Genomic DNA, 16,312 nt, shown 5'->3' with positions numbered 1-16,312 from the left:
CCAGCCAAGAAGCACGCTTGGCAGATCGAGGCCGAGAAACGCGGTCAGGAGATCGCCGAGAATGTCGCCATGCTGCGCGACGGGTCCGATGAATATCTGGTCGGAATCGCTCGGGAAGCCCTCCACCACTACCACGCCGCGATGATGGCCTGCGACAAGCCCGGCCGCCTTCCCTACGAGCTAGTGATCGAGGCATGTGTCGAGACGCTCTACCGGATTGAGGAATACGGCGGCCGGGAGGAGCGCGCGGACGGTTCCGGCCGTTCCTGGCCCCCGCGCTGCCGCTCCCGCTTCAACTGCTGGAACTCGGCGTCGTCTTGGCTCGGCAAACAACTGGCCGCGCCCGATGGCGAAATCCCGATGCACGGCCAGCCCGGGCGGTTCATGCTGACCATTCACGGTTGCCGCACCGACGTGCGCTACCCGGGCGTCTTCGGCGGCGTCGGCCTCGACGGTCGCGTGATCGACCTCGATCAGCCGTTTTTCAGCGAGACCGGCTACCGATCCTTCACCGGCGGCGGGCTCTCCCGCGAACGCTGGTTCGTCGAGGAGGCAATGACCGTCGACGAGATGCTGACGATCGTGATGGAGCAGAACCTGCTTATCGATCATCACGGCAAGACGGCCGCAAAATGCAAGCTCCACAACCCGCCTTTCGGCCTTGCCTATTGGCAGGGCAACAAGCGGCACGACGCTGACGATAGCCGTCTGCGTGAGGAGCGCCGCAATGATCCCGCCTACCAGCCGGGCGGCTTCATCGCTGCCCTACCCGGTCTCCGTCCCCTCGGGGTCGCTTCCAGACAGGAAGCCTCCGGCCAATTCGCATTCGCCTTTTGAAAGGACCAACCCTTGAAAGACATGACACCCGGCGCACTCGCATACGTCTTGATCCTGGTCATTTCGGCGTTCACCGCCAGTCGCACATTGGGCGTGTTGGTCGCCGTCGGCTGTGTCATCTGGGCGGCCATCGACTACAGCCGCGAAAAGCGTGATCGCGACGGCTAGAGCCGCCTCCCGACAACCGCACTTGGGCGAACACGACTTTTTGTCCGTGGTTGCATTGTAACCAAATTGGTAACAGACTAAGTTACTGTGGTTACAAGGTTTTCCCCTACCACGGTTGAAACGATGCCCTACTGCGACGACTGCCTAACCCCTTTTCCCTTCGACAGCAGTGAAAGCTGCCGCTGCCCTTCCTGCCGCGACCGGCTCGCCGACCTCCAGGCGGCCGAAGCGGACGTGGAAGCTGACGCACCAGCAGAAGGAGGCGCGATGCACTGAGAGAGACAAACGATCCCTTCGATAGGGCGGCGGGAGAGGTCCCGTCGCCCACCAATCCCTACCACAGAGACCAGACCAATGACCAAGCCAGTTGAATACGAGTTCACGCTGCCCGACGGCAGCAAGCGCTACGAGATCGTCATCGAGCGCAAGGACGTCTTCACCTTCCAGAAGATGCACGCCGCCGTGAGCGCCAAGCCGGTTGAGGCGAAGCCATGAACGCGCTGATCCCTCGCAACACGATCGAGCAGATCGTCGCCTATCGCGATGCAGCCGTGGCCGCCTATCATGGCGCATTCGCCTCGATCCAGCAGGCTGATCGGGAATTGAAAAAGGCGGCCGCTCTCTGGAAGGCGGCCGCTGGCGAGCATGCCTGCTCCAGGTACGGCGACCGCGACAACCGCGAGGTGAGGGCTTTTTTCGAGGCCGTCGATTTGCCTGACGCCGAGCAGTGGAAGCGTACCGCCATCCGTCTCATCGACATCTCGTGCTGGCACTATCTGGTGAAGATGACGGACCTTGAAGTCCTCATGGACAAGCAGGCCAAGGACGAGCTGCGCGACACGTTGAGGTGGGTGCCGGAGCGCTATGACCGCGGCGACGGCAAGGAGCTGGTCAACCTCGACGAGCTCATGGGGATTCCCCCGGTCACGGTCGACAACGTGTACGCCACTATCGAGAAGTGGGCCGGCGAATCCGAGATGATCTTCCGGCGCGGCATAGCGACGGCCTTCTCCAAGCTGGATCGCCGGTTCCGGTCTCACGACGGCTTCAAGGTCGGCAGTCGCATGATCCTGACTTATGCCTTCGACCGCGACCACGGCCACGTTTCGTGGGGCGGCACTTGGGACACCGTGCGCGATATCGAACGCACCTTCTCTGTCCTCGACGGCAAGAAGCCGTCCTACAACAGCATCGAGAACGTGGTGCGCGCCGAGCGCAGGGGCTTCCAGCCTCAGCAGTCCGAACATCGCGGCGAGTATTTCAGGATCGTCGCCTACAAGAACGGCAACGCGCATCTCTGGTTCACGCGTGACGACCTGGTGGAAAGGGTCAACAAGATGCTCGCCGAATACTATGGCGAGGTGATCGGCGACGGCCAGACGCGCGAGCAGGACGATCTGTTCCGCAACCGGAAGACCACGCCGGCGAAGAACTTCGGTTTCTTCCCGACGCCCGACGCCGCGGCCGAGGAGTTGCTCAAAGGTATCCCCCTCCTCCAGCCGATCGAGAAGCCGCGCCTACGGATCCTGGAGCCCAGCGCCGGCACCGGCAATCTGGCGCGCCGCTGCCTCACCAGCATCAAGGATTTCGCCGATCACTACGGCTACGGGGACGAGGCCCGTATGGACCGCTGGCGCAAGGAATACCGCTTCGACAACCAGGTCGATTGCGTGGAGCTCCAGCCAGCGCTCGCCGCCGCGCTCGAGGCGCAGGGCACATTCCGCAAGGTGTACGCCGCCGACTTCCTGGCGCTGCGGCCCTCCGTGACGGGAAAATACGATCGCATCATCATGAACCCGCCGTTCGACATGGAACGCGATATCGACCATGTGGTGCACGCCCTCGACTTCCTGGAAGACGGCGGGTGCCTCGCCGCCATCATGTCGGCCGGCACCGAGTTTCGCGAAACTCGCAAGGCCATCGCTTTCCGGGCCTTGATCGAGAGGCTGAACGGCCAGTTCCGCGATCTGCCGCACGGATCCTTCGCCGAGGTCGGGACCTACGTGAACACCGTCACGGTCAAGCTATGGAAGGACGGCCGCAGAAATTACTTTTAGCTTGACCATATTGTAACCAAATTGGTTACATCATAGGATCGTTATCCCTACCACGGAGTCCAAAAGTGTTTCGCCCGTTACCAGAAGACGAGGAGGAGCGGCGGCGCCGGCTCCCCACCATCAGCCAGGCCCTCGAGATGTGGTCGTCCTGGCATAGCGACTGGTCGCCCCTCGGCTGCACCGGGGATTACGCGCTGGACATGCGGCTCGCAGATGCATTCCGCAATCTGCTCTACCGGCCGGAGCTTCGCGACCGGCTTGACTGGATCGAGCGACAGCTACGCGAGCCCCGCCATCGTGCGGCCGACGACCGCTACCAGGCCGAGTTGATCAAGTGGTGGCTCGAATTGTTCGCCAGCGAGACGCTCCCCACCATCAACCAACGCCTCGAGGCACGAGAACTGCAATGCGCTTCATCCTGATCGATTCCACACTCCGGCGCGCCATTGACTACCAGACGCCGCGCCCTCTGGGGCACCAGCTCTTCTGCGAACTTCTTGAGAGCGACAGCCTCGACCGCGTGGAGTTGGCGCCGGGCCTGGACCTCTGGCTCTCAACCGGACCATGGCGAAGGACGTTCCAGTTTTTCCGCTCGGGCGCCGAGTTCGCGGGCAATGGGATCCTGGCAGGACGAACGCTGCTCGACGACGTCAAGAGCTTGCCGCGCGCCATCAGTTTCGAGACGGTGACGGCGTGGGTCAATTATCCCGAAGTGCGCTTCGAGGCGCCACAGCCACGCCGAAAATATCAAAGGCCGACCGGGTTGCCCCTGATCGGCCTTCCTCTCCATCCCTACCACAGGACAGCGCCCGAAGGCGCTGGAGAGAACCCATACCTAATGCAGATGTACCGGTGAGGCAACCTTACCAAAATGGTAACACACAGTGTCATTTTGGTTGCTTGAGAAGTTCACCGGATTTACATTTGGACCTGTCCAAAGCCCTACCACCGAAAGAGACGAAGATGCGCATTTTCACCAGCTCCTGGTTCACCAAGCTGCCGCCCGAAATCCAGAAGATCGGGGTGTCCAGGGGAACGCCGCGAGGATACCCGGCAGGCTATCGCAAGATGCCGGAACTCGCCCCAGGCGAATGGTTCAAGACCGCCAGCGAGCGCGAGTATAAGCAGCTCTACTTCGAAGGACTCGACAGGCTTAATCCTGGCCGGATCGTCGCCAAGATGGAAGACCTCTCGGGCGGCAGGGACGTCGCCCTGCTCTGCTACGAGGCCCCGACCGACAACCAGTATTGCCATCGCGCCTACATCTCGGTCTGGCTGAAAGAAAAGCTCCGGCTCGAAGTGTTCGAACATGGCCTGGAGGCCGAGGGCTGTGGTTGGCACCATCCCAAGCTGCCGGCGCAATACCGCCTGCGTCAGCCACCGCAGCCCCTCCAGGTCGCGCCCTACCTCGGCGCCGAAGCGCCCGACCAGCAGGGCCGCGTCTGGAAGGTGATCGGCGTCAATCCGGAACACGTCGACCAGGCACTCGTGCAATGCGGCGACGACCAGCGCTCGATTTCCGGCGCCGTCCTGGAATCCCGGTTCAAGCCGGTGAACTGACCGCCACCGAAGTCATTGAAATTATTGTTCTTTTTTGCCTGCACCCACTTGTAACCGATTTGGTTACAAGCTAAGTTATTGAAGTAACTTAGAAATTCAGATCGGTGCAGCAGAAAGCCGTTTCCTTTCACCGCTGCAGCCTTCGCCGGAACTCCCCTTTCAGCAACGGGCCGGCGATTGGTGACTTCTCGTCAAACTGACCGGCCGAGTGAAATCGAACCGGGGACGGGCCAGGCCTAGCATAACCGCCGGAGCCGCACCGATCTGGGAAATCCCTACCACGGAGACCAGACATGAACCTCGAAATCGAAGCTCTGCGCCAGTCAGCCCCGAAGCTGCACGGCCGCGACGCGGAGTTCGCCGCATCCCTCCTGCACCAGTATGACAGCCGCTCGAGTCTCTCGGAGCGGCAGTGGCCCTGGGTGGCGACTTTGACCCAGCGCGCACAAGCCGGCGAGCCCGCGGCGCCAAAGGCCAAGGTCGGCTCGATGGATGGCCTGATCGCGCTGTTCGACACGGCGATCGCCAACAAGCTCAAGCATCCGAAGATCCGTTTCGACGTCAACGGCGAGACGGTCGTCCTTGCTCTCGCTGGTGCGCGCTCCGCTCACGCCGGCCAGATCAACGTCTCGTCGCCGGGCTCGTTCGAGAGCCGCGACTGGTACGGCCGCATCGACCGCAAGGGCGAGTTCACCCGCTCGCGTCGGTCGCCCGGTCCCGACGGCTTGGTCTCGGCTCTGACCGCTCTGGCCGAGAACCCTTCGAAGGCCGGCGCCGCCCACGGCAAGCGCACCGGCAACTGCTGTTTCTGCGCGATCGAGCTGACCGACCACCGCTCCATCGATGTAGGCTACGGGCCGGTTTGCGCCAAGCGCTGGGGACTGGCGTGGGGTTGATCCCCGCGCCTTCCTCGAGATCCACCCCTACCACGGAGAATGACCATGACCATCAACGTTACGCCGGCTGAGATGCTGGCGATCTGCAATGCTCTCACCGCCTCGGGCAACCAGGCGCTGTCCGCCCGGCTGGCCGAAGATGCCGAGATGGGCGAGCCGAAGACCGGCTTCGACGAAGCGATCGAGCAGGCGTTGGCGCGCCGATCGCGTGAGACCGCTGACCGCATCCGCGCCGAGCGCCGCATCGCCCGCGCGCTGGTGAAGGCCTGCCTCGACCGGGGCTACCTGATTTCCGTCTACGACAGCGAGGATTGGGTGGTGAGGCGGTCCGACGACAAGGCGGCGATCATGCTGGCGCTGTTCTCGACCGACGAGGACGGCATTCATCTGCGGAGCCCGACCGGCGACAAGCTCGGCTGGTTCCAGCTGATCTATGGCAATTCGGGCTACGATGTCGTGTCCGACCACGCCGACAACGAAATCTGCAATGCGATCTGGGACGAGGTTATTTCGCCCTTGGCCGACAAGATCGAAGGGGAAATGTGATGGACACGATTTACATCAGCATCGCCGCCAAGGGCACGATGGAATCGCTGAACAGCGCCGCGCGAGGCAAGGGCGAAGTCGTGCTTTCGTTCTATGGCCCGAAGGGCGGGTCGCGGGCGTGTGAAACACTCACGCTCGAGTCCGCCGCCACGCTCCGCGACGAGCTCGTCGAAAGGCTCCCGTTCGATCACGCCAGCGACACCGTCGACGCTCTGACTCGGGCCGAGTCGTTCATTTCCGGCTTCGAGAGTGATCCGCTGCAGAAGGGCGTCGGTGACATCCTGGCCAGTTTGCGCGCCGCGATCCCGCGCGAACGGGCGCGGCCGGACATCCTGGCGGCGCTCAAACTCTGCGTCATCCGAGACCCAAGCCTGAAAAGCAATGCGATGGTGGCCGAAGCCATCGCCAAAGCCGAGCCGTCGACGACGGCGGCCGCCACCAATCGTCCCGGCGATCAGGCCGCAATCTATGCCGAAGAGACCGGCATCGACTACGCGACCGCGCTCGTTCGCTGCAACATGGACTGAGGAGAGTAGTCATGACGATCGACATCACCACCACCGTCCATCTGTTCGTGGGCCATGTGAAGAACCCGCTCGACCTCGGCGAGCCGGAGTGGACCGGCACGCTGGGGGAGTTCTGGCAGAGCAACCAGGAAGCCTATCCGACCTGGGGCGACATCCGCCCTCTGCTCGACGAGCTGGACGAGTATCATCATGCCCACATCGGCGGCGGCGCCGCCGGCGACTTCACGATCTGCACGGCCGATTTTCTCGCGGCTTCAAAACGGAGGCTAGGATGATCACCGCCGAAGTCTCGATCTATGTGAGGGTCCTCGATACCCTTGCATTGGCAAATGCAGCCGCAAGGCGCGCGGTCGCCGATGGTTCGCACGACAGCGAGGAAGAGTACCTGGCAGAATTTCCCGTCGAGGACGTCGGCAACCATCTTCGCTCTCTCCTCGACCCGGGACAGTCGCCGGCGGGGGTCGAAATCCTCGACAGCGCATGCGAGGTGCAGGAGGGCCAGGAAAATGGCTGACCTTCGCACCTCCGACGAACTGATAGAAGCAATCAAGTCGCTGGCGCCGGGCTATTACACGGAGCGCGACGGCGGCGATTGGTACTCCCTTACAGCCTACCACGACCGAGTTGCGGAGGACTTCGCCCGGCGCGACGACGCGCGTCGGTGCATCCTCTGGCTCGCTGGTGAGCCGATGCCGGATGGATGGCGCATAACAAGAGTCGGCGGTCTCTCTTGCGATCTCGATTGCGGGCAGGGCTATCGAGCGACGATCTGGACACGATCAGTCGCAAAGGCATTTCCGCAACGCGCTGCAGAACTGGTCAGAAACTTTTCTTAGTAACCCACTTGTAACCAGATCGGTTACAAACTAAGTTCCTGATATTCCTAAGAAATTTCCTACCGCGGAGACCAGACCATGCCTAAGCCCATCGAAATCTACACCACCCTCTACGAGCGTTCCCATGGCCGCAAGCCGAAGGGATATGGCGGCTGGGGCTTCATCATCATCGACGAGAGCTGCGACCGTGAGGTCGAGACCTTCTTCTCTCCCGCCATGAGCTTGTCGGACGCGAAGGTGTGGGCCAGCGCACATGCCCGCGCGAACTTCGCCGAACAGGTAGCGACCGGCTACCTCGGCCTCGAAGTTGCCCCCTGATTACAGCGCCGCCCTGCGGGGCGGCGTTTTGCCCTCAATCCCTACCACGGAGACCAAGACCATGAAGAAGCGTATCCCCCTCAGCCAGGTGATCCCGAACCCCGACCAGCCGCGCAAGCATTTCGACCCGGTGAAGCTTCGCGAGCTGGCGGAATCGATCCGCGAGCGCGGCCTTATCCAGGCCATCACGGTTCGCCCGGTCGACGGCAAGTTCATGATCGTCGGCGGCGAGCGCCGCTGGCGCGCTCACCAGCTGATCGAGGCGGCCGACATTCTCTGCGAGGTCGTGAAGATCAACGACAATGAGATGGCGCTGCAGGCGATCGTGGAAAACCTCGCCCGCGCCGACATCAAGCCGCTGGAGGAAGCGCGGGCGTTTCACGCGATGATCGACCGCGGCTGGACGGTCGAGCAGCTGGCGAAGGACATCGGCGTCCAGCCGACGCGCATCAAGGCCCGCACGGCGCTGCTTAATCTGGACGAGACGATCCAGAAGCTGGTCGATAGCGGTGCCTTCCCGCTCGGCCATGCAAACGACCTCGTCGACCTCCCCACGGCCGATCAGGTCAACATCGTGAAGCTGTTCTCCAGCGGCAAGCTAAAAGACTGGTCGAGCATCAAGGCGGCGGCGCAAGCCGTCCGCGACAGGATCGAGCAGGGCGGCATGTTCGACGACGACAGGCCGGAGCCGTCGAAGGACGATATCGCCGCCATGAGCAGGATGGAGAAGACGGTCGAGCGGATCATCGCCGCGATCGCCGGCGGCTTCAAGGACGGCGAGTGCATCGCCTTGAAGTCGGTCGATCCCACCAAGGCCGACAAATGGGCCGACACGCTGGCGGCGGCGTCGCGCTCCATCCGTTCGATGGAGTCGCAGCTGCGCCAGGCACATGCGCGCTCGATGCTGGTGTAGGAATCCGCACCGCCGGCTGCGGCCGGCGGCTGTGGTAGGGAGGGGCAGCGGATTGGTCTCCGCTGCCCCATTTTTTTCGTCGAGTGTAGAGGCCTCGCCAGCGCGCGTCAGTCGCCGGCCTTCCCTTCGCACGCTCGTTGGTCGCCGCGCTCGTCCTCGGCCGCCTCTGGTGGCACAACGTCCAATCTGGCGAGTTCCTTCGCCCGCACCGTGGCGCAACGTTCGCATTGGCCGGCGCCCGAATTTTCCATGAGCCACCCGGCCGGCGCATCCTGGGAGCCGCAGAGAGATACGGCGAGTCCGAGACCGCGCCGGCGAAAGTAGTGTGTGGTAACGGCCGTTGGCGATTTGAGAGCCCAGCCTTCGCGAAATCCTGACATCAGCGGTGCTCCACCGGAATCATCCGGCCCTTTCGAAAGATGCGTTCGGCCGCGTCGCGGGCGCTGGTGATGGTTGCGCCATCACGGCGCATATGCCCATTGAAGTAGCGCAACAGGCTTTCGGTGACGGCCTTCCATGCCTCCACCTCGGTCGGGAATATCCTCGGCTCGCCGCCGGGGCCAAGCACCGGCTCGGCGCGGCCGTCCTCGGCAAAGCGCAGCATGGCGTGATGACCACCCACGACCGGCGTGGTGAAGCCCGCGAAGTGGTTCATGCGGCAGTCCTTTCGATGATCTCGGGATCGGCTTCCTTGCACTGGCGGGCTCGAAGGAGTCGGCAGATGCCGCGCGTCAGCTCCTTGCCGGTGCAGTGCCACCGCAAGGCCGCGACCATGTCAGTCATGACAGACTGGCGCGTGGCGGAGACACGCAACGAAGAGCAGAGCTGTTGCAGCTCGTCACGCCACAAGAGATCGAGAGCGCTTGCCGGAAGAGGGCGCTCGAACACAGGGTGAGGCAGCGCCCATTTTTCGAGATGATCGTGGTTGGCGGTCGGCAAGGCGCGCCTGCGCTCCGGGTACACCCAGATTTCGCATTTGTGGCTGACCCCCTCGGGCACGTTGCGCATGAAGAATTTCCCGTCGCGCTCCTCGTGGGCCGCCCACTGGTTGGTTCCTGCTCGACCAGGAATTTTTCGTGGATGGCGGCGATGACGTGATGCGCCGCGCCGAACATCGATGCGACCTGTGCCGGCAGGCGGTCGAGCTTGTCCTTGGCCGATTTCACTTCGCAGGCGATGATCTCAGCGCGGTCGACGGCGAGAACGTCGATGCGGTTGGGACCATGCGAGCTGACGTTGATCTCATGGATGATCCTGGCATTGGGGCGGCGCTGGCGGATCTTGGCCACAGCGGCATCTCGGATATCGGCCTCAGCCGAGCTGCGGTAGGCAGGCATCAGTTCACCCACTCCGGCCGGCATTCCAAAATGTGCAGCCGTTTTTTCGTGATGCCAGCGTAGCGCCAGCCCGCTTGATAGAAGCAATGGCCCCATGTCGGTCGTCCTGCGCGCCATGTGGGCTCGACCTCGCGGGGATCGACGAAGGTGAATAGCCGCTCGCCCGGCCAGCGCTGCCAAACGATCGCCATTGCGGCGGCAAGCAGATCGCTTGCGACTTCACCGGTCTCTCGACGGAAGATCGCGCAGTTGACGCCTTGCTGATTATCGAAGCGGTGCCGCTCGCGTCGCCAAGCCGAAACCGCGCCGGCGTCAGCCGTGAGCAGGACGAGCTTTTCGCCCGGGCCGACGAACAACGCCGGCTGCCGCCCGTCGGCGTAGCGATAGCGGGAATAGTGGCGGTCGAAGATGTCGCGCGCAGTGTCGTTGCCGTCGAGCACCTCGATCCAGCCGTCGCCGATCAAGAAGGGTTGGACGTTCACGGCTGATAGTCTTTCCAGTCGACGCGATTGATGACCGTCGGCCCGTCGTAGTCGCCGACAAGGTTCTGTTCCCAGACAAACCAGGCCAGGTTCATGCGGCTCGAGGCTTCGTTGCCGTCCCAGCCGTCGCGATGCATCATCGGCAGGCGCCGCGTGAAGACATGGATGCGCGCCGGCTTGCAGTCGTCCATGGCGTAGTTGCGGTCGGGATCGTCGAAGCCGCAGAGGAAATTCAGGTTGAGCAACAGCGCCATCTTCGGCGGCCGGTACACGCGCAGCGCATGCGCGACGAAAGCATTGAGCACGGCGCCGTAGGGCGGGTTGGTGACGATATCGTCGCAATCGTCGCCTGCCTCGCTGGTGAGGAAGTCCCGGACGTCCTGCAAGACGCCATGGCGATCTGCGGTGCCATAGTCGACGAGATCGGAAAGCACGACGTCGTAGCCGGCCGCCTCCAGCATGCGCGAGATCGCGCCGCGACCGCATGCCGGTTCCTTGATGCGAGGGCCGAAGGTCTCCAGCGCCAGCAGCGTGTGCACCGCTTCCGGGCACGTCTCGTAGAGATTGTTGCCGCGCTCGGCCGCGCTGGCGGTGTCGGTGCCGATCGCCACGCGCAGATTCGCCCGGCTCGGCTCGAGTCCTTCCGCGACGCGCCCGGCGATCACCCGCTCGACAATGCCAGGATCCCGCCGCTCGGCATCCGCCAGCTTGCGAGCGTCGTGGATTTCCTTTCGGGTGAGCCCGGCTTCGGCTGCCGTGAAACCGTTTCCGTCTGGAACGGTTTTCGGCCTGCCGCCCTTCGAGGCCTCCCCTTTTTCCTGGGCGGCAGTCCATTCGGTGGCAATCGTGATCTTCGCGCGCGTTTCGATCAGCAGCGCGTCACCCTGGAGCCGGCGTGCCTTCCGGATCAGATGCTCGCCGGCATGGAAGCGGGTGGCGTAGCTGCCTGCCGCCTTCGCCTGGTCATAGGCGCCAGCGGCCAGCATGCGTGCCGATGCGACGTCGCCGTCGTCGAACAGCATCCGAGCTCGCTCGATGACATGAGCGAGTCCGGAATCGTCGAAGGGGACAACCGCCTCCATGGCTTATGCCATTTCAGACAGCTTGGCCCGGGCCGGATCGAGCACCTCGAGTGTCGTCCTGATCTGGTGGAGATCGGCGTCGGTCTCCTGGTAGCAATTGTCCCGCACCAGCTTCGCCTGGGCGATGACGCGCTCGTACTCGACCGTCGCGGCGGCCTTGGTCGCTTCAAGTTCGGTCTCCTTGGTGCGCAGCCGGTCGATGTGCCGTTTCAGCGACATACCGGTGGTGGCGATCATGTTGCGAACCGAGGGTTTCGGCTGGGAGGGATCTCGGGCCAGTTCCTGGGAGACGGCTTCCGAGAAGTCTTCGTCGACATCCAGCGGCTCGGTGCCGGCGGTTTGTAGAGTGTCCATTTCAGTTGATCCTCAGGTAGATGCCGCGACACGACACACGCGGGATTGCGCGGCCGCGAAGACGACGGATGAAACGGGAAAGGAAGGCGGTCATTGCGCTTGCTCGCCGTATTGTTCGGCGACGATGGCGCCGACGATTTCGTCGACATGGTCGTCGCTCCACCACTTGCCTTTCTTGGCGCCGATCACCTGGCCTTGCGCCGAACGCGGAGTGCCGTAGGCCAGACATTTTCCGAGCCCAACTCGGCGGGCATCAGGAAAGCCGATCATCAACGCTTCCATGGCGAGATGACGAGCGCGCATGCCGAGTCCGCCGGCGCACACCGCAAACGGATCCTCTCGGTGCGGCCGGCAGGCCATGACGATGGCGAGGGCGATCTGGTCGGCCGTCGGGAACATCAGACGATCCCCGCCGCAAAGCGATCGGCCGCGCGCATGGCCTGACCTCTGAGCATCTGCATCATCTCGGACTGCGACCAAACGGGGGACCTAAGGGCTGCGGCCTCGGCCAGGATCACACCGTGAAGAAGGTCGAGACTTGCCCGGTACCAGTGCTGGCCGAGATGGCAGTTAGCGAGATTGCGTTCTGCGCCCAGAACCATGGTGCGGGCCACGGCGAGCCCTGGCGTCCAGACGACGTGCGCGAAATGCAGCCTCTCCCACCGGCCGGGCTGGAGCTGGGGGAGATGCGCTTCGATGTTTTCGGCCGTAGCGAGCCGAAAGACGCCCGGGTCAGTCTCGAAGCCGACGGCGCAGATCGCGGCATGGCCGGCGTTCTTGCGCCGATCGACCAGGTTGCGCGGCATCGCGATGTCAACCGGCATTGTTTTCCTGCTCCTCACGCCGGCGACGTTTCTCCTCGCGCTTGCGTTCCCTTCGAAGCTGGTCGATTTCCCGAACGGTCTTGCGCCGGAAACTGCGGCTGGTGCGAACCAGGCCGAACTCCTTCTCGATGCCGACCAGGATCTGGCCGAGGACCCGGCTCTTGACGTCGTGCAGCGCCTGCCTCGACATGACCTCGACGCGATGCCGGTCCCAGACGCGGGTGCAGAACTCGACGCCGTGGCCGCCGGCATGCGCCAGGAACGTCCGCTTGTAGCGCTGCGCGTCTTGCCCTTGCCGCCCTGCCCGCACGAAGCGGAGAAGGTCCATGATGTCGACCATGCGATCGGCGGCCGACTGGTGAACCACGATGCGAACTTCGGTGCTGTCGTACTGTGGCATCCCGTCGGCCATGCGCGACAGCTCGCGCACATAGGCCTGATGCTCGGTCTCTCGCGACGAGGGCATAGCCGATCCGACCTTGGAGACCATGCGGCGTTCGACGTCGGGCACGTTTCGGGCCGTGTCGACGGCGTCGGCAAACAGTATCCAGAGCAGGTCGCGCGGCGTAGGCAGGCCTCGCTTGTTCTTGGTGAAGAAGATGTCCTCGGCATGCCGCATGTGCTCGATGAAGCGGTCGATCCGCTTCTCCAGCTCTGCGGGCGTATCGAGAAAAAGGCGTTTCATCTTCATCATGCCCGAGCCGCCGAAGCAGTATCCGTTCTGGTTCCAGATGTTGCCAAATTGGTTACACCATTGGCAAGCGAAAGATCGGGTGGCCAGCGTGTCTCTCTCACGATTTTTCGATGACGGATCGACGTCTGCACGCCGGCTTCGCCGTACTTGGCGCGGATCGAGCCCAGCCAATCCCGCCACTCCGGCCGATCCGGTGTGATGACGAAATGCCCGTCCTTGTCGATGTCGGGAGCGCCATCGAACTCGGCGAACCGACGCTCGCTGAGGTATGTCGCAAGCTTCGGCACGCGAACACCGCGCAGGATCATGGCGCGGACGAACAGCGCCATGCATGCCGACGCCTGACCCCGCTCGACGTCGGTCAGACCGCGGTAGGCCCTTAACGCAGTGTCGAGATCGCCTACCTTGTCCGCTGGATAGCCAGAAACCAATTTCCCAAAATCATCTCCAAGACCCCCCCTGGAAGGGGGTGAGGGGGGTAGATTTTGTTCAATAGGTTCTTTGTATGTGTCGGCTTCACCGTTAAGCGGATTTCCAGTTACCGGTTTTTCAGGAAGCGGTGAGGCCGTTTCCGTGTTTTCAGGACGCGGTGCGCCCGCTTCCTGATTTTCAGGACGCGGCAGCGGCAGGCTCTCGGGCACAGCATCATCATGGACGATGTAATTGTAGGCCCCGAAGCGGCCGTCTGAGCTCTTGGTCTGTTCGCGCTTGAGATAGCCGACCTCCTCCAGCTTCTGGAGGATCCGATAGACCTTGTCGCGGCCGATGCCCCCCTGGTTCTGGAGGTTCTTGACCGACACGTTCCAGTCGTGCGGCTTCGCCAGCAAGTAGACCAGCACGCCACGCTCCTCGAACGTCAGCCTGTCGTCACTGGCGACAGCGTTCGGGATGATGGCGTACTGGTCCGCACGCTTGCGGGTAATGATAGTCATGCCGTCGCTCTCTCAACTGCGAGGAGCGGCAATCCTACAAGCTACAAATGGTATTGCCGTTCTATCTGGTAGTTCATTGCCTATCCGATCGACGCCATTACCGCCGACAGGATCTGTTTAGTCATGGTGGGGCCGACGGTTTCTCCCAGATATGCCGCTGCTGCTACAAGATGCACAGTTGCACTTCGCTCGGCGGCAGCCGATCCAATGCTTCTTGCTGTTTGACAAAACCCGGCCATAACTGTCTTTACTTCACCGTTTACCGCCTGCCCGCCGTCAGTCTGCTTCATTTTTATTAAACCTCCTCGGAATGTTTCAACTTGAAACATTGCGTGCGGACCTAAGGCCGAAGTAATTGGCGGAGGAAATCACACCTCCGTCAAAATCAGCCTGTGTTCGAAGCTTTCGCGATGACGGCTACAGGATCGTTAACTGGCTCAACATCGGAGCCAGTCTTTTGGCACAAGCGGTTGTAACGGCCGAGGAGGTCGAAGATGGCTTTGCCGTTCCAGTTGGAAGCCGTGCCATACCAGGCCTCCCTCACCCGCCAGTGGCCGCGCGGGTAGCCCAGCGCGTCACAAGCGGCGTTGATCTGAGCTTTGATGCCCATGCCTGGCTTGATGGTTCCGGCGGCTTTGAACACCACCTGTTGTAGCTCTGCAGCGATGTCCTGCATCGATTCCTCACAAAAAACAGGAGAAGGAACGACGACCCATCGGGATTCTCGGATGCCTTGTCGGACACATCCAACAATTTCCCCGCCATCATCGCTACAACCGCAAGGGGAAAGCCGATGGCCCACGACGATGATTGCTGGAAACCGCTTGGAGTTGCGGCCTGGGAAGTTGTTGAACGCGCCGACCAATTTCGGACGGAACGAGGAACCGTGCTGATCGTATCTCGGGTCAAGCCGGAGTCCGGCGCCGTGCAACGACATCTGCCGCCTCCCTGCCCAACCAGTGGTTTGCGTTCACCTCACCGTCGGACATAACGACGATGCGGTCGAGATATGGTTGCCTGGGCATCCGGCCGGCCTCGTACCGATCGACTGTCAGCCGCGTACAATCGATCATCCGGCCCACGTCGGCAGCGCTCAGATTGCGGTCCAAACGCCATTTCGTCAGTTGATGCAGGTTTTCCATGGCCGGGTTTTGTCACCAATTTGGTTACACGTCAAGGTTTGTAACCAAATTGGCACAGTTTCGCACGAATTCGTTTTGAGCTACCGCATTGATATGGCGAATGGAATTAAGCACTTCCGGGAAAAGGCTGGGATCAGCAAGGCCGAGCTGGCGCGTCGCGTTGGCACCACAAGGCCGCAGATGGGCCGTTTGGAAGAAGAAGACGGCCCCAATGGACGCAAGCTCACCTTGAAGTGGGCAGAGCGAATCGCGCCGCACCTCAACGTGAGGCCGGAAGAGCTTATGTTTCCAGAGCTTGCGGAGGTGGACGTAAGCAAATTCAGCCACGTATTCGAGATTTCCGCCGGGAAGAGCCGCCCGGCAGCGCCAGGACTGGTGATCGATCCAGAGTTTTTGACGCGGATGCTGCCGAACTCGGAGGGCCACAACCTTCGGTTCATGATGGTCGACGCGTACCAGGCCAATGGCATTGTTGCCAAAGGGGATGCGCTTGTGATCGATCTGGACGACAACATCCCCAATCGACCGGGCCTCTTCGCCCTGGAGATCGCAGGCGCGGTGCAATGGCGCTACCTTTCGCCCACGACGACAGGCGCCGTTCAGGTCCACAGCGACAACCCCGCGGCGACCAACGAAACCGTGCAGCCGGCGGACTTGAAGGTCATTGGCCGCGCTCGGCTCAGGATTTCCACACTCTGATCTGCTTTTTTTTGCTCGCAGTGTAACCATTTCGGAAACACCCCTTGCAAAAGATACCAAATCGGTTACGATCCTGATCACGCAGAAGGATCGCTAGACCGATGGCCC

The 16,312-nt window shown here is 62.4% G+C and carries 28 protein-coding genes; 17 read left to right on the top strand and 11 right to left on the bottom strand.

What is annotated here, in order from left to right; all coding sequences use genetic code 11:
- Positions 1-69: 69 nt before the first annotated feature.
- The 15 genes from CK224_RS20780 to CK224_RS20720 all read left to right on the top strand — a co-directional run bounded on the left by CK224_RS20780 (position 70) and on the right by CK224_RS20720 (position 8,658).
- Positions 70-837, top strand: a complete 768-nt coding sequence (locus tag CK224_RS20780; protein WP_141245839.1) for a hypothetical protein — start codon at positions 70-72, stop codon at positions 835-837.
- Positions 838-849: 12 nt separating this feature from the next.
- Positions 850-1,005: a hypothetical protein gene (locus CK224_RS31390; RefSeq protein WP_176477971.1), complete on the top strand. Its 156-nt coding sequence runs from the start codon at positions 850-852 to the stop codon at positions 1,003-1,005.
- Between the two features lie 354 nt (positions 1,006-1,359).
- Positions 1,360-1,500 (top strand): hypothetical protein, encoded by a 141-nt coding sequence (locus tag CK224_RS31385; protein WP_156751143.1) that lies wholly within the window; start codon positions 1,360-1,362, stop codon positions 1,498-1,500.
- Positions 1,497-3,062 carry a DUF4942 domain-containing protein gene (locus tag CK224_RS20775; protein ID WP_095783027.1) on the top strand — a complete coding sequence of 522 codons (1,566 nt, stop codon included), beginning with the start codon at positions 1,497-1,499 and terminating at the stop codon, positions 3,060-3,062. Before CK224_RS31385 ends, CK224_RS20775 begins: the two co-directional genes overlap by 4 nt.
- A gap of 65 nt (positions 3,063-3,127) precedes the next feature.
- Positions 3,128-3,484 (top strand): hypothetical protein, encoded by a 357-nt coding sequence (locus CK224_RS20770; protein ID WP_095783026.1) that lies wholly within the window; start codon positions 3,128-3,130, stop codon positions 3,482-3,484.
- Positions 3,469-3,918, top strand: coding sequence for a hypothetical protein (locus CK224_RS20765; protein ID WP_095783025.1), 450 nt, complete (start codon positions 3,469-3,471; stop codon positions 3,916-3,918). Before CK224_RS20770 ends, CK224_RS20765 begins: the two co-directional genes overlap by 16 nt.
- Before the next feature lie 107 nt (positions 3,919-4,025).
- Positions 4,026-4,622, top strand: coding sequence for a hypothetical protein (locus CK224_RS20760; RefSeq protein WP_095783024.1), 597 nt, complete (start codon positions 4,026-4,028; stop codon positions 4,620-4,622).
- A 293-nt stretch (positions 4,623-4,915) separates the two neighbouring features.
- The gene (locus tag CK224_RS20755) at positions 4,916-5,518 is read left to right on the top strand and encodes a DUF6011 domain-containing protein (RefSeq protein WP_095783023.1); all 603 of its coding nucleotides are present in this window, start codon (positions 4,916-4,918) and stop codon (positions 5,516-5,518) included.
- Between the two features lie 45 nt (positions 5,519-5,563).
- Positions 5,564-6,064 (top strand): hypothetical protein, encoded by a 501-nt coding sequence (locus CK224_RS20750; protein WP_095783022.1) that lies wholly within the window; start codon positions 5,564-5,566, stop codon positions 6,062-6,064.
- Positions 6,064-6,591 carry a hypothetical protein gene (locus CK224_RS20745; RefSeq protein WP_095783021.1) on the top strand — a complete coding sequence of 176 codons (528 nt, stop codon included), beginning with the start codon at positions 6,064-6,066 and terminating at the stop codon, positions 6,589-6,591. The genes CK224_RS20750 and CK224_RS20745 overlap by 1 nt, the downstream gene beginning before the upstream one ends.
- Before the next feature lie 11 nt (positions 6,592-6,602).
- A complete protein-coding gene (locus CK224_RS20740) occupies positions 6,603-6,866 on the top strand; it encodes a hypothetical protein (protein WP_095783020.1) in 264 nt (87 codons plus the stop codon).
- Entirely contained in the window at positions 6,863-7,105 is a 243-nt protein-coding gene (locus CK224_RS20735) for a hypothetical protein (protein ID WP_095783019.1), read from the top strand. Before CK224_RS20740 ends, CK224_RS20735 begins: the two co-directional genes overlap by 4 nt.
- Positions 7,098-7,427: a hypothetical protein gene (locus tag CK224_RS20730; RefSeq protein WP_095783018.1), complete on the top strand. Its 330-nt coding sequence runs from the start codon at positions 7,098-7,100 to the stop codon at positions 7,425-7,427. Before CK224_RS20735 ends, CK224_RS20730 begins: the two co-directional genes overlap by 8 nt.
- Before the next feature lie 78 nt (positions 7,428-7,505).
- Positions 7,506-7,745 (top strand): hypothetical protein, encoded by a 240-nt coding sequence (locus CK224_RS20725; protein ID WP_095783017.1) that lies wholly within the window; start codon positions 7,506-7,508, stop codon positions 7,743-7,745.
- A gap of 61 nt (positions 7,746-7,806) precedes the next feature.
- A complete protein-coding gene (locus tag CK224_RS20720; RefSeq protein WP_095783016.1) occupies positions 7,807-8,658 on the top strand; it encodes a ParB/RepB/Spo0J family partition protein in 852 nt (283 codons plus the stop codon).
- A gap of 379 nt (positions 8,659-9,037) precedes the next feature.
- Here the strand turns inward: CK224_RS20720 and CK224_RS20710 are convergent, their stop codons facing one another.
- Complete coding sequence (locus CK224_RS20710; protein ID WP_067328628.1) at positions 9,038-9,313, bottom strand: hypothetical protein; 276 nt, start codon at positions 9,311-9,313, stop codon at positions 9,038-9,040.
- The gene (locus CK224_RS31975) at positions 9,310-9,666 is read right to left on the bottom strand and encodes a hypothetical protein (RefSeq protein ID WP_245426046.1); all 357 of its coding nucleotides are present in this window, start codon (positions 9,664-9,666) and stop codon (positions 9,310-9,312) included. Before CK224_RS31975 ends, CK224_RS20710 begins: the two co-directional genes overlap by 4 nt.
- Positions 9,667-9,734: 68 nt before the next feature.
- Between CK224_RS31975 and CK224_RS31970 the strand changes: the two genes are divergently transcribed.
- Positions 9,735-10,058, top strand: a complete 324-nt coding sequence (locus CK224_RS31970; RefSeq protein ID WP_245426043.1) for a hypothetical protein — start codon at positions 9,735-9,737, stop codon at positions 10,056-10,058.
- Here the strand turns inward: CK224_RS31970 and CK224_RS20700 are convergent.
- The 9 genes from CK224_RS20700 to CK224_RS30850 form a co-directional block, all read right to left on the bottom strand.
- A complete protein-coding gene (locus CK224_RS20700) occupies positions 9,995-10,459 on the bottom strand; it encodes a hypothetical protein (RefSeq protein ID WP_141245838.1) in 465 nt (154 codons plus the stop codon). The two genes, CK224_RS31970 and CK224_RS20700, sit on opposite strands and share 64 nt — an antisense overlap.
- Before the next feature lie 14 nt (positions 10,460-10,473).
- Entirely contained in the window at positions 10,474-11,559 is a 1,086-nt protein-coding gene (locus CK224_RS20695) for an SAM-dependent methyltransferase (RefSeq protein ID WP_095783014.1), read from the bottom strand.
- Between the two features lie 3 nt (positions 11,560-11,562).
- Entirely contained in the window at positions 11,563-11,913 is a 351-nt protein-coding gene (locus CK224_RS20690; protein ID WP_095783013.1) for a hypothetical protein, read from the bottom strand.
- 90 nt (positions 11,914-12,003) lie between these two features.
- A complete protein-coding gene (locus tag CK224_RS20685) occupies positions 12,004-12,312 on the bottom strand; it encodes a hypothetical protein (protein WP_095783012.1) in 309 nt (102 codons plus the stop codon).
- Positions 12,312-12,737, bottom strand: coding sequence for a hypothetical protein (locus CK224_RS20680; protein ID WP_095783011.1), 426 nt, complete (start codon positions 12,735-12,737; stop codon positions 12,312-12,314). The genes CK224_RS20685 and CK224_RS20680 overlap by 1 nt, the downstream gene beginning before the upstream one ends.
- Positions 12,727-13,431 (bottom strand): hypothetical protein, encoded by a 705-nt coding sequence (locus CK224_RS20675; protein ID WP_095783010.1) that lies wholly within the window; start codon positions 13,429-13,431, stop codon positions 12,727-12,729. Before CK224_RS20675 ends, CK224_RS20680 begins: the two co-directional genes overlap by 11 nt.
- Complete coding sequence (locus tag CK224_RS20670; protein ID WP_095783009.1) at positions 13,428-14,363, bottom strand: helix-turn-helix domain-containing protein; 936 nt, start codon at positions 14,361-14,363, stop codon at positions 13,428-13,430. Before CK224_RS20670 ends, CK224_RS20675 begins: the two co-directional genes overlap by 4 nt.
- A gap of 80 nt (positions 14,364-14,443) precedes the next feature.
- The gene (locus CK224_RS30855) at positions 14,444-14,653 is read right to left on the bottom strand and encodes a hypothetical protein (RefSeq protein WP_141245837.1); all 210 of its coding nucleotides are present in this window, start codon (positions 14,651-14,653) and stop codon (positions 14,444-14,446) included.
- Positions 14,654-14,748: 95 nt separating this feature from the next.
- Positions 14,749-15,300: a hypothetical protein gene (locus CK224_RS30850; RefSeq protein WP_141245836.1), complete on the bottom strand. Its 552-nt coding sequence runs from the start codon at positions 15,298-15,300 to the stop codon at positions 14,749-14,751.
- Positions 15,301-15,376: 76 nt separating this feature from the next.
- Here CK224_RS30850 and CK224_RS20655 point away from each other — a divergent pair, with 76 nt between their 5' ends.
- Positions 15,377-16,204 carry an XRE family transcriptional regulator gene (locus tag CK224_RS20655; RefSeq protein WP_141245835.1) on the top strand — a complete coding sequence of 276 codons (828 nt, stop codon included), beginning with the start codon at positions 15,377-15,379 and terminating at the stop codon, positions 16,202-16,204.
- Positions 16,205-16,312 lie beyond the last annotated feature (108 nt).

Source organism: Mesorhizobium sp. WSM3862, from assembly GCF_002294985.1.
GTDB lineage: Bacteria > Pseudomonadota > Alphaproteobacteria > Rhizobiales > Rhizobiaceae > Mesorhizobium.
Note: the sequence above shows the minus strand (reverse complement) of the source record. Positions and strands in the feature narration are given on the sequence as shown.

Bases quoted from the DNA above. Each gene is read 5' to 3' on its own strand.
- CK224_RS20780 (WP_141245839.1), top strand. From the start codon at position 70: ATGCTGCGCGACGGGTCCGATGAATATCTGGTCGGAATCGCTCGGGAA.
- CK224_RS31385 (WP_156751143.1), top strand. From the start codon at position 1,360: ATGACCAAGCCAGTTGAATACGAGTTCACGCTGCCCGACGGCAGCAAG.
- CK224_RS20775 (WP_095783027.1), top strand. From the start codon at position 1,497: ATGAACGCGCTGATCCCTCGCAACACGATCGAGCAGATCGTCGCCTAT.
- CK224_RS20765 (WP_095783025.1), top strand. From the start codon at position 3,469: ATGCGCTTCATCCTGATCGATTCCACACTCCGGCGCGCCATTGACTAC.
- CK224_RS20760 (WP_095783024.1), top strand. From the start codon at position 4,026: ATGCGCATTTTCACCAGCTCCTGGTTCACCAAGCTGCCGCCCGAAATC.
- CK224_RS20755 (WP_095783023.1), top strand. From the start codon at position 4,916: ATGAACCTCGAAATCGAAGCTCTGCGCCAGTCAGCCCCGAAGCTGCAC.
- CK224_RS20750 (WP_095783022.1), top strand. From the start codon at position 5,564: ATGACCATCAACGTTACGCCGGCTGAGATGCTGGCGATCTGCAATGCT.
- CK224_RS20745 (WP_095783021.1), top strand. From the start codon at position 6,064: ATGGACACGATTTACATCAGCATCGCCGCCAAGGGCACGATGGAATCG.
- CK224_RS20740 (WP_095783020.1), top strand. From the start codon at position 6,603: ATGACGATCGACATCACCACCACCGTCCATCTGTTCGTGGGCCATGTG.
- CK224_RS20735 (WP_095783019.1), top strand. From the start codon at position 6,863: ATGATCACCGCCGAAGTCTCGATCTATGTGAGGGTCCTCGATACCCTT.
- CK224_RS20730 (WP_095783018.1), top strand. From the start codon at position 7,098: ATGGCTGACCTTCGCACCTCCGACGAACTGATAGAAGCAATCAAGTCG.
- CK224_RS20725 (WP_095783017.1), top strand. From the start codon at position 7,506: ATGCCTAAGCCCATCGAAATCTACACCACCCTCTACGAGCGTTCCCAT.
- CK224_RS20720 (WP_095783016.1), top strand. From the start codon at position 7,807: ATGAAGAAGCGTATCCCCCTCAGCCAGGTGATCCCGAACCCCGACCAG.
- CK224_RS20710 (WP_067328628.1), bottom strand. From the start codon at position 9,313: ATGAACCACTTCGCGGGCTTCACCACGCCGGTCGTGGGTGGTCATCAC.
- CK224_RS31975 (WP_245426046.1), bottom strand. From the start codon at position 9,666: ATGCGCAACGTGCCCGAGGGGGTCAGCCACAAATGCGAAATCTGGGTG.
- CK224_RS20695 (WP_095783014.1), bottom strand. From the start codon at position 11,559: ATGGAGGCGGTTGTCCCCTTCGACGATTCCGGACTCGCTCATGTCATC.
- CK224_RS20690 (WP_095783013.1), bottom strand. From the start codon at position 11,913: ATGGACACTCTACAAACCGCCGGCACCGAGCCGCTGGATGTCGACGAA.
- CK224_RS20685 (WP_095783012.1), bottom strand. From the start codon at position 12,312: ATGTTCCCGACGGCCGACCAGATCGCCCTCGCCATCGTCATGGCCTGC.
- CK224_RS20680 (WP_095783011.1), bottom strand. From the start codon at position 12,737: ATGCCGGTTGACATCGCGATGCCGCGCAACCTGGTCGATCGGCGCAAG.
- CK224_RS20675 (WP_095783010.1), bottom strand. From the start codon at position 13,431: ATGATGAAGATGAAACGCCTTTTTCTCGATACGCCCGCAGAGCTGGAG.
- CK224_RS20670 (WP_095783009.1), bottom strand. From the start codon at position 14,363: ATGACTATCATTACCCGCAAGCGTGCGGACCAGTACGCCATCATCCCG.
- CK224_RS30855 (WP_141245837.1), bottom strand. From the start codon at position 14,653: ATGAAGCAGACTGACGGCGGGCAGGCGGTAAACGGTGAAGTAAAGACA.
- CK224_RS30850 (WP_141245836.1), bottom strand. From the start codon at position 15,300: ATGTCGTTGCACGGCGCCGGACTCCGGCTTGACCCGAGATACGATCAG.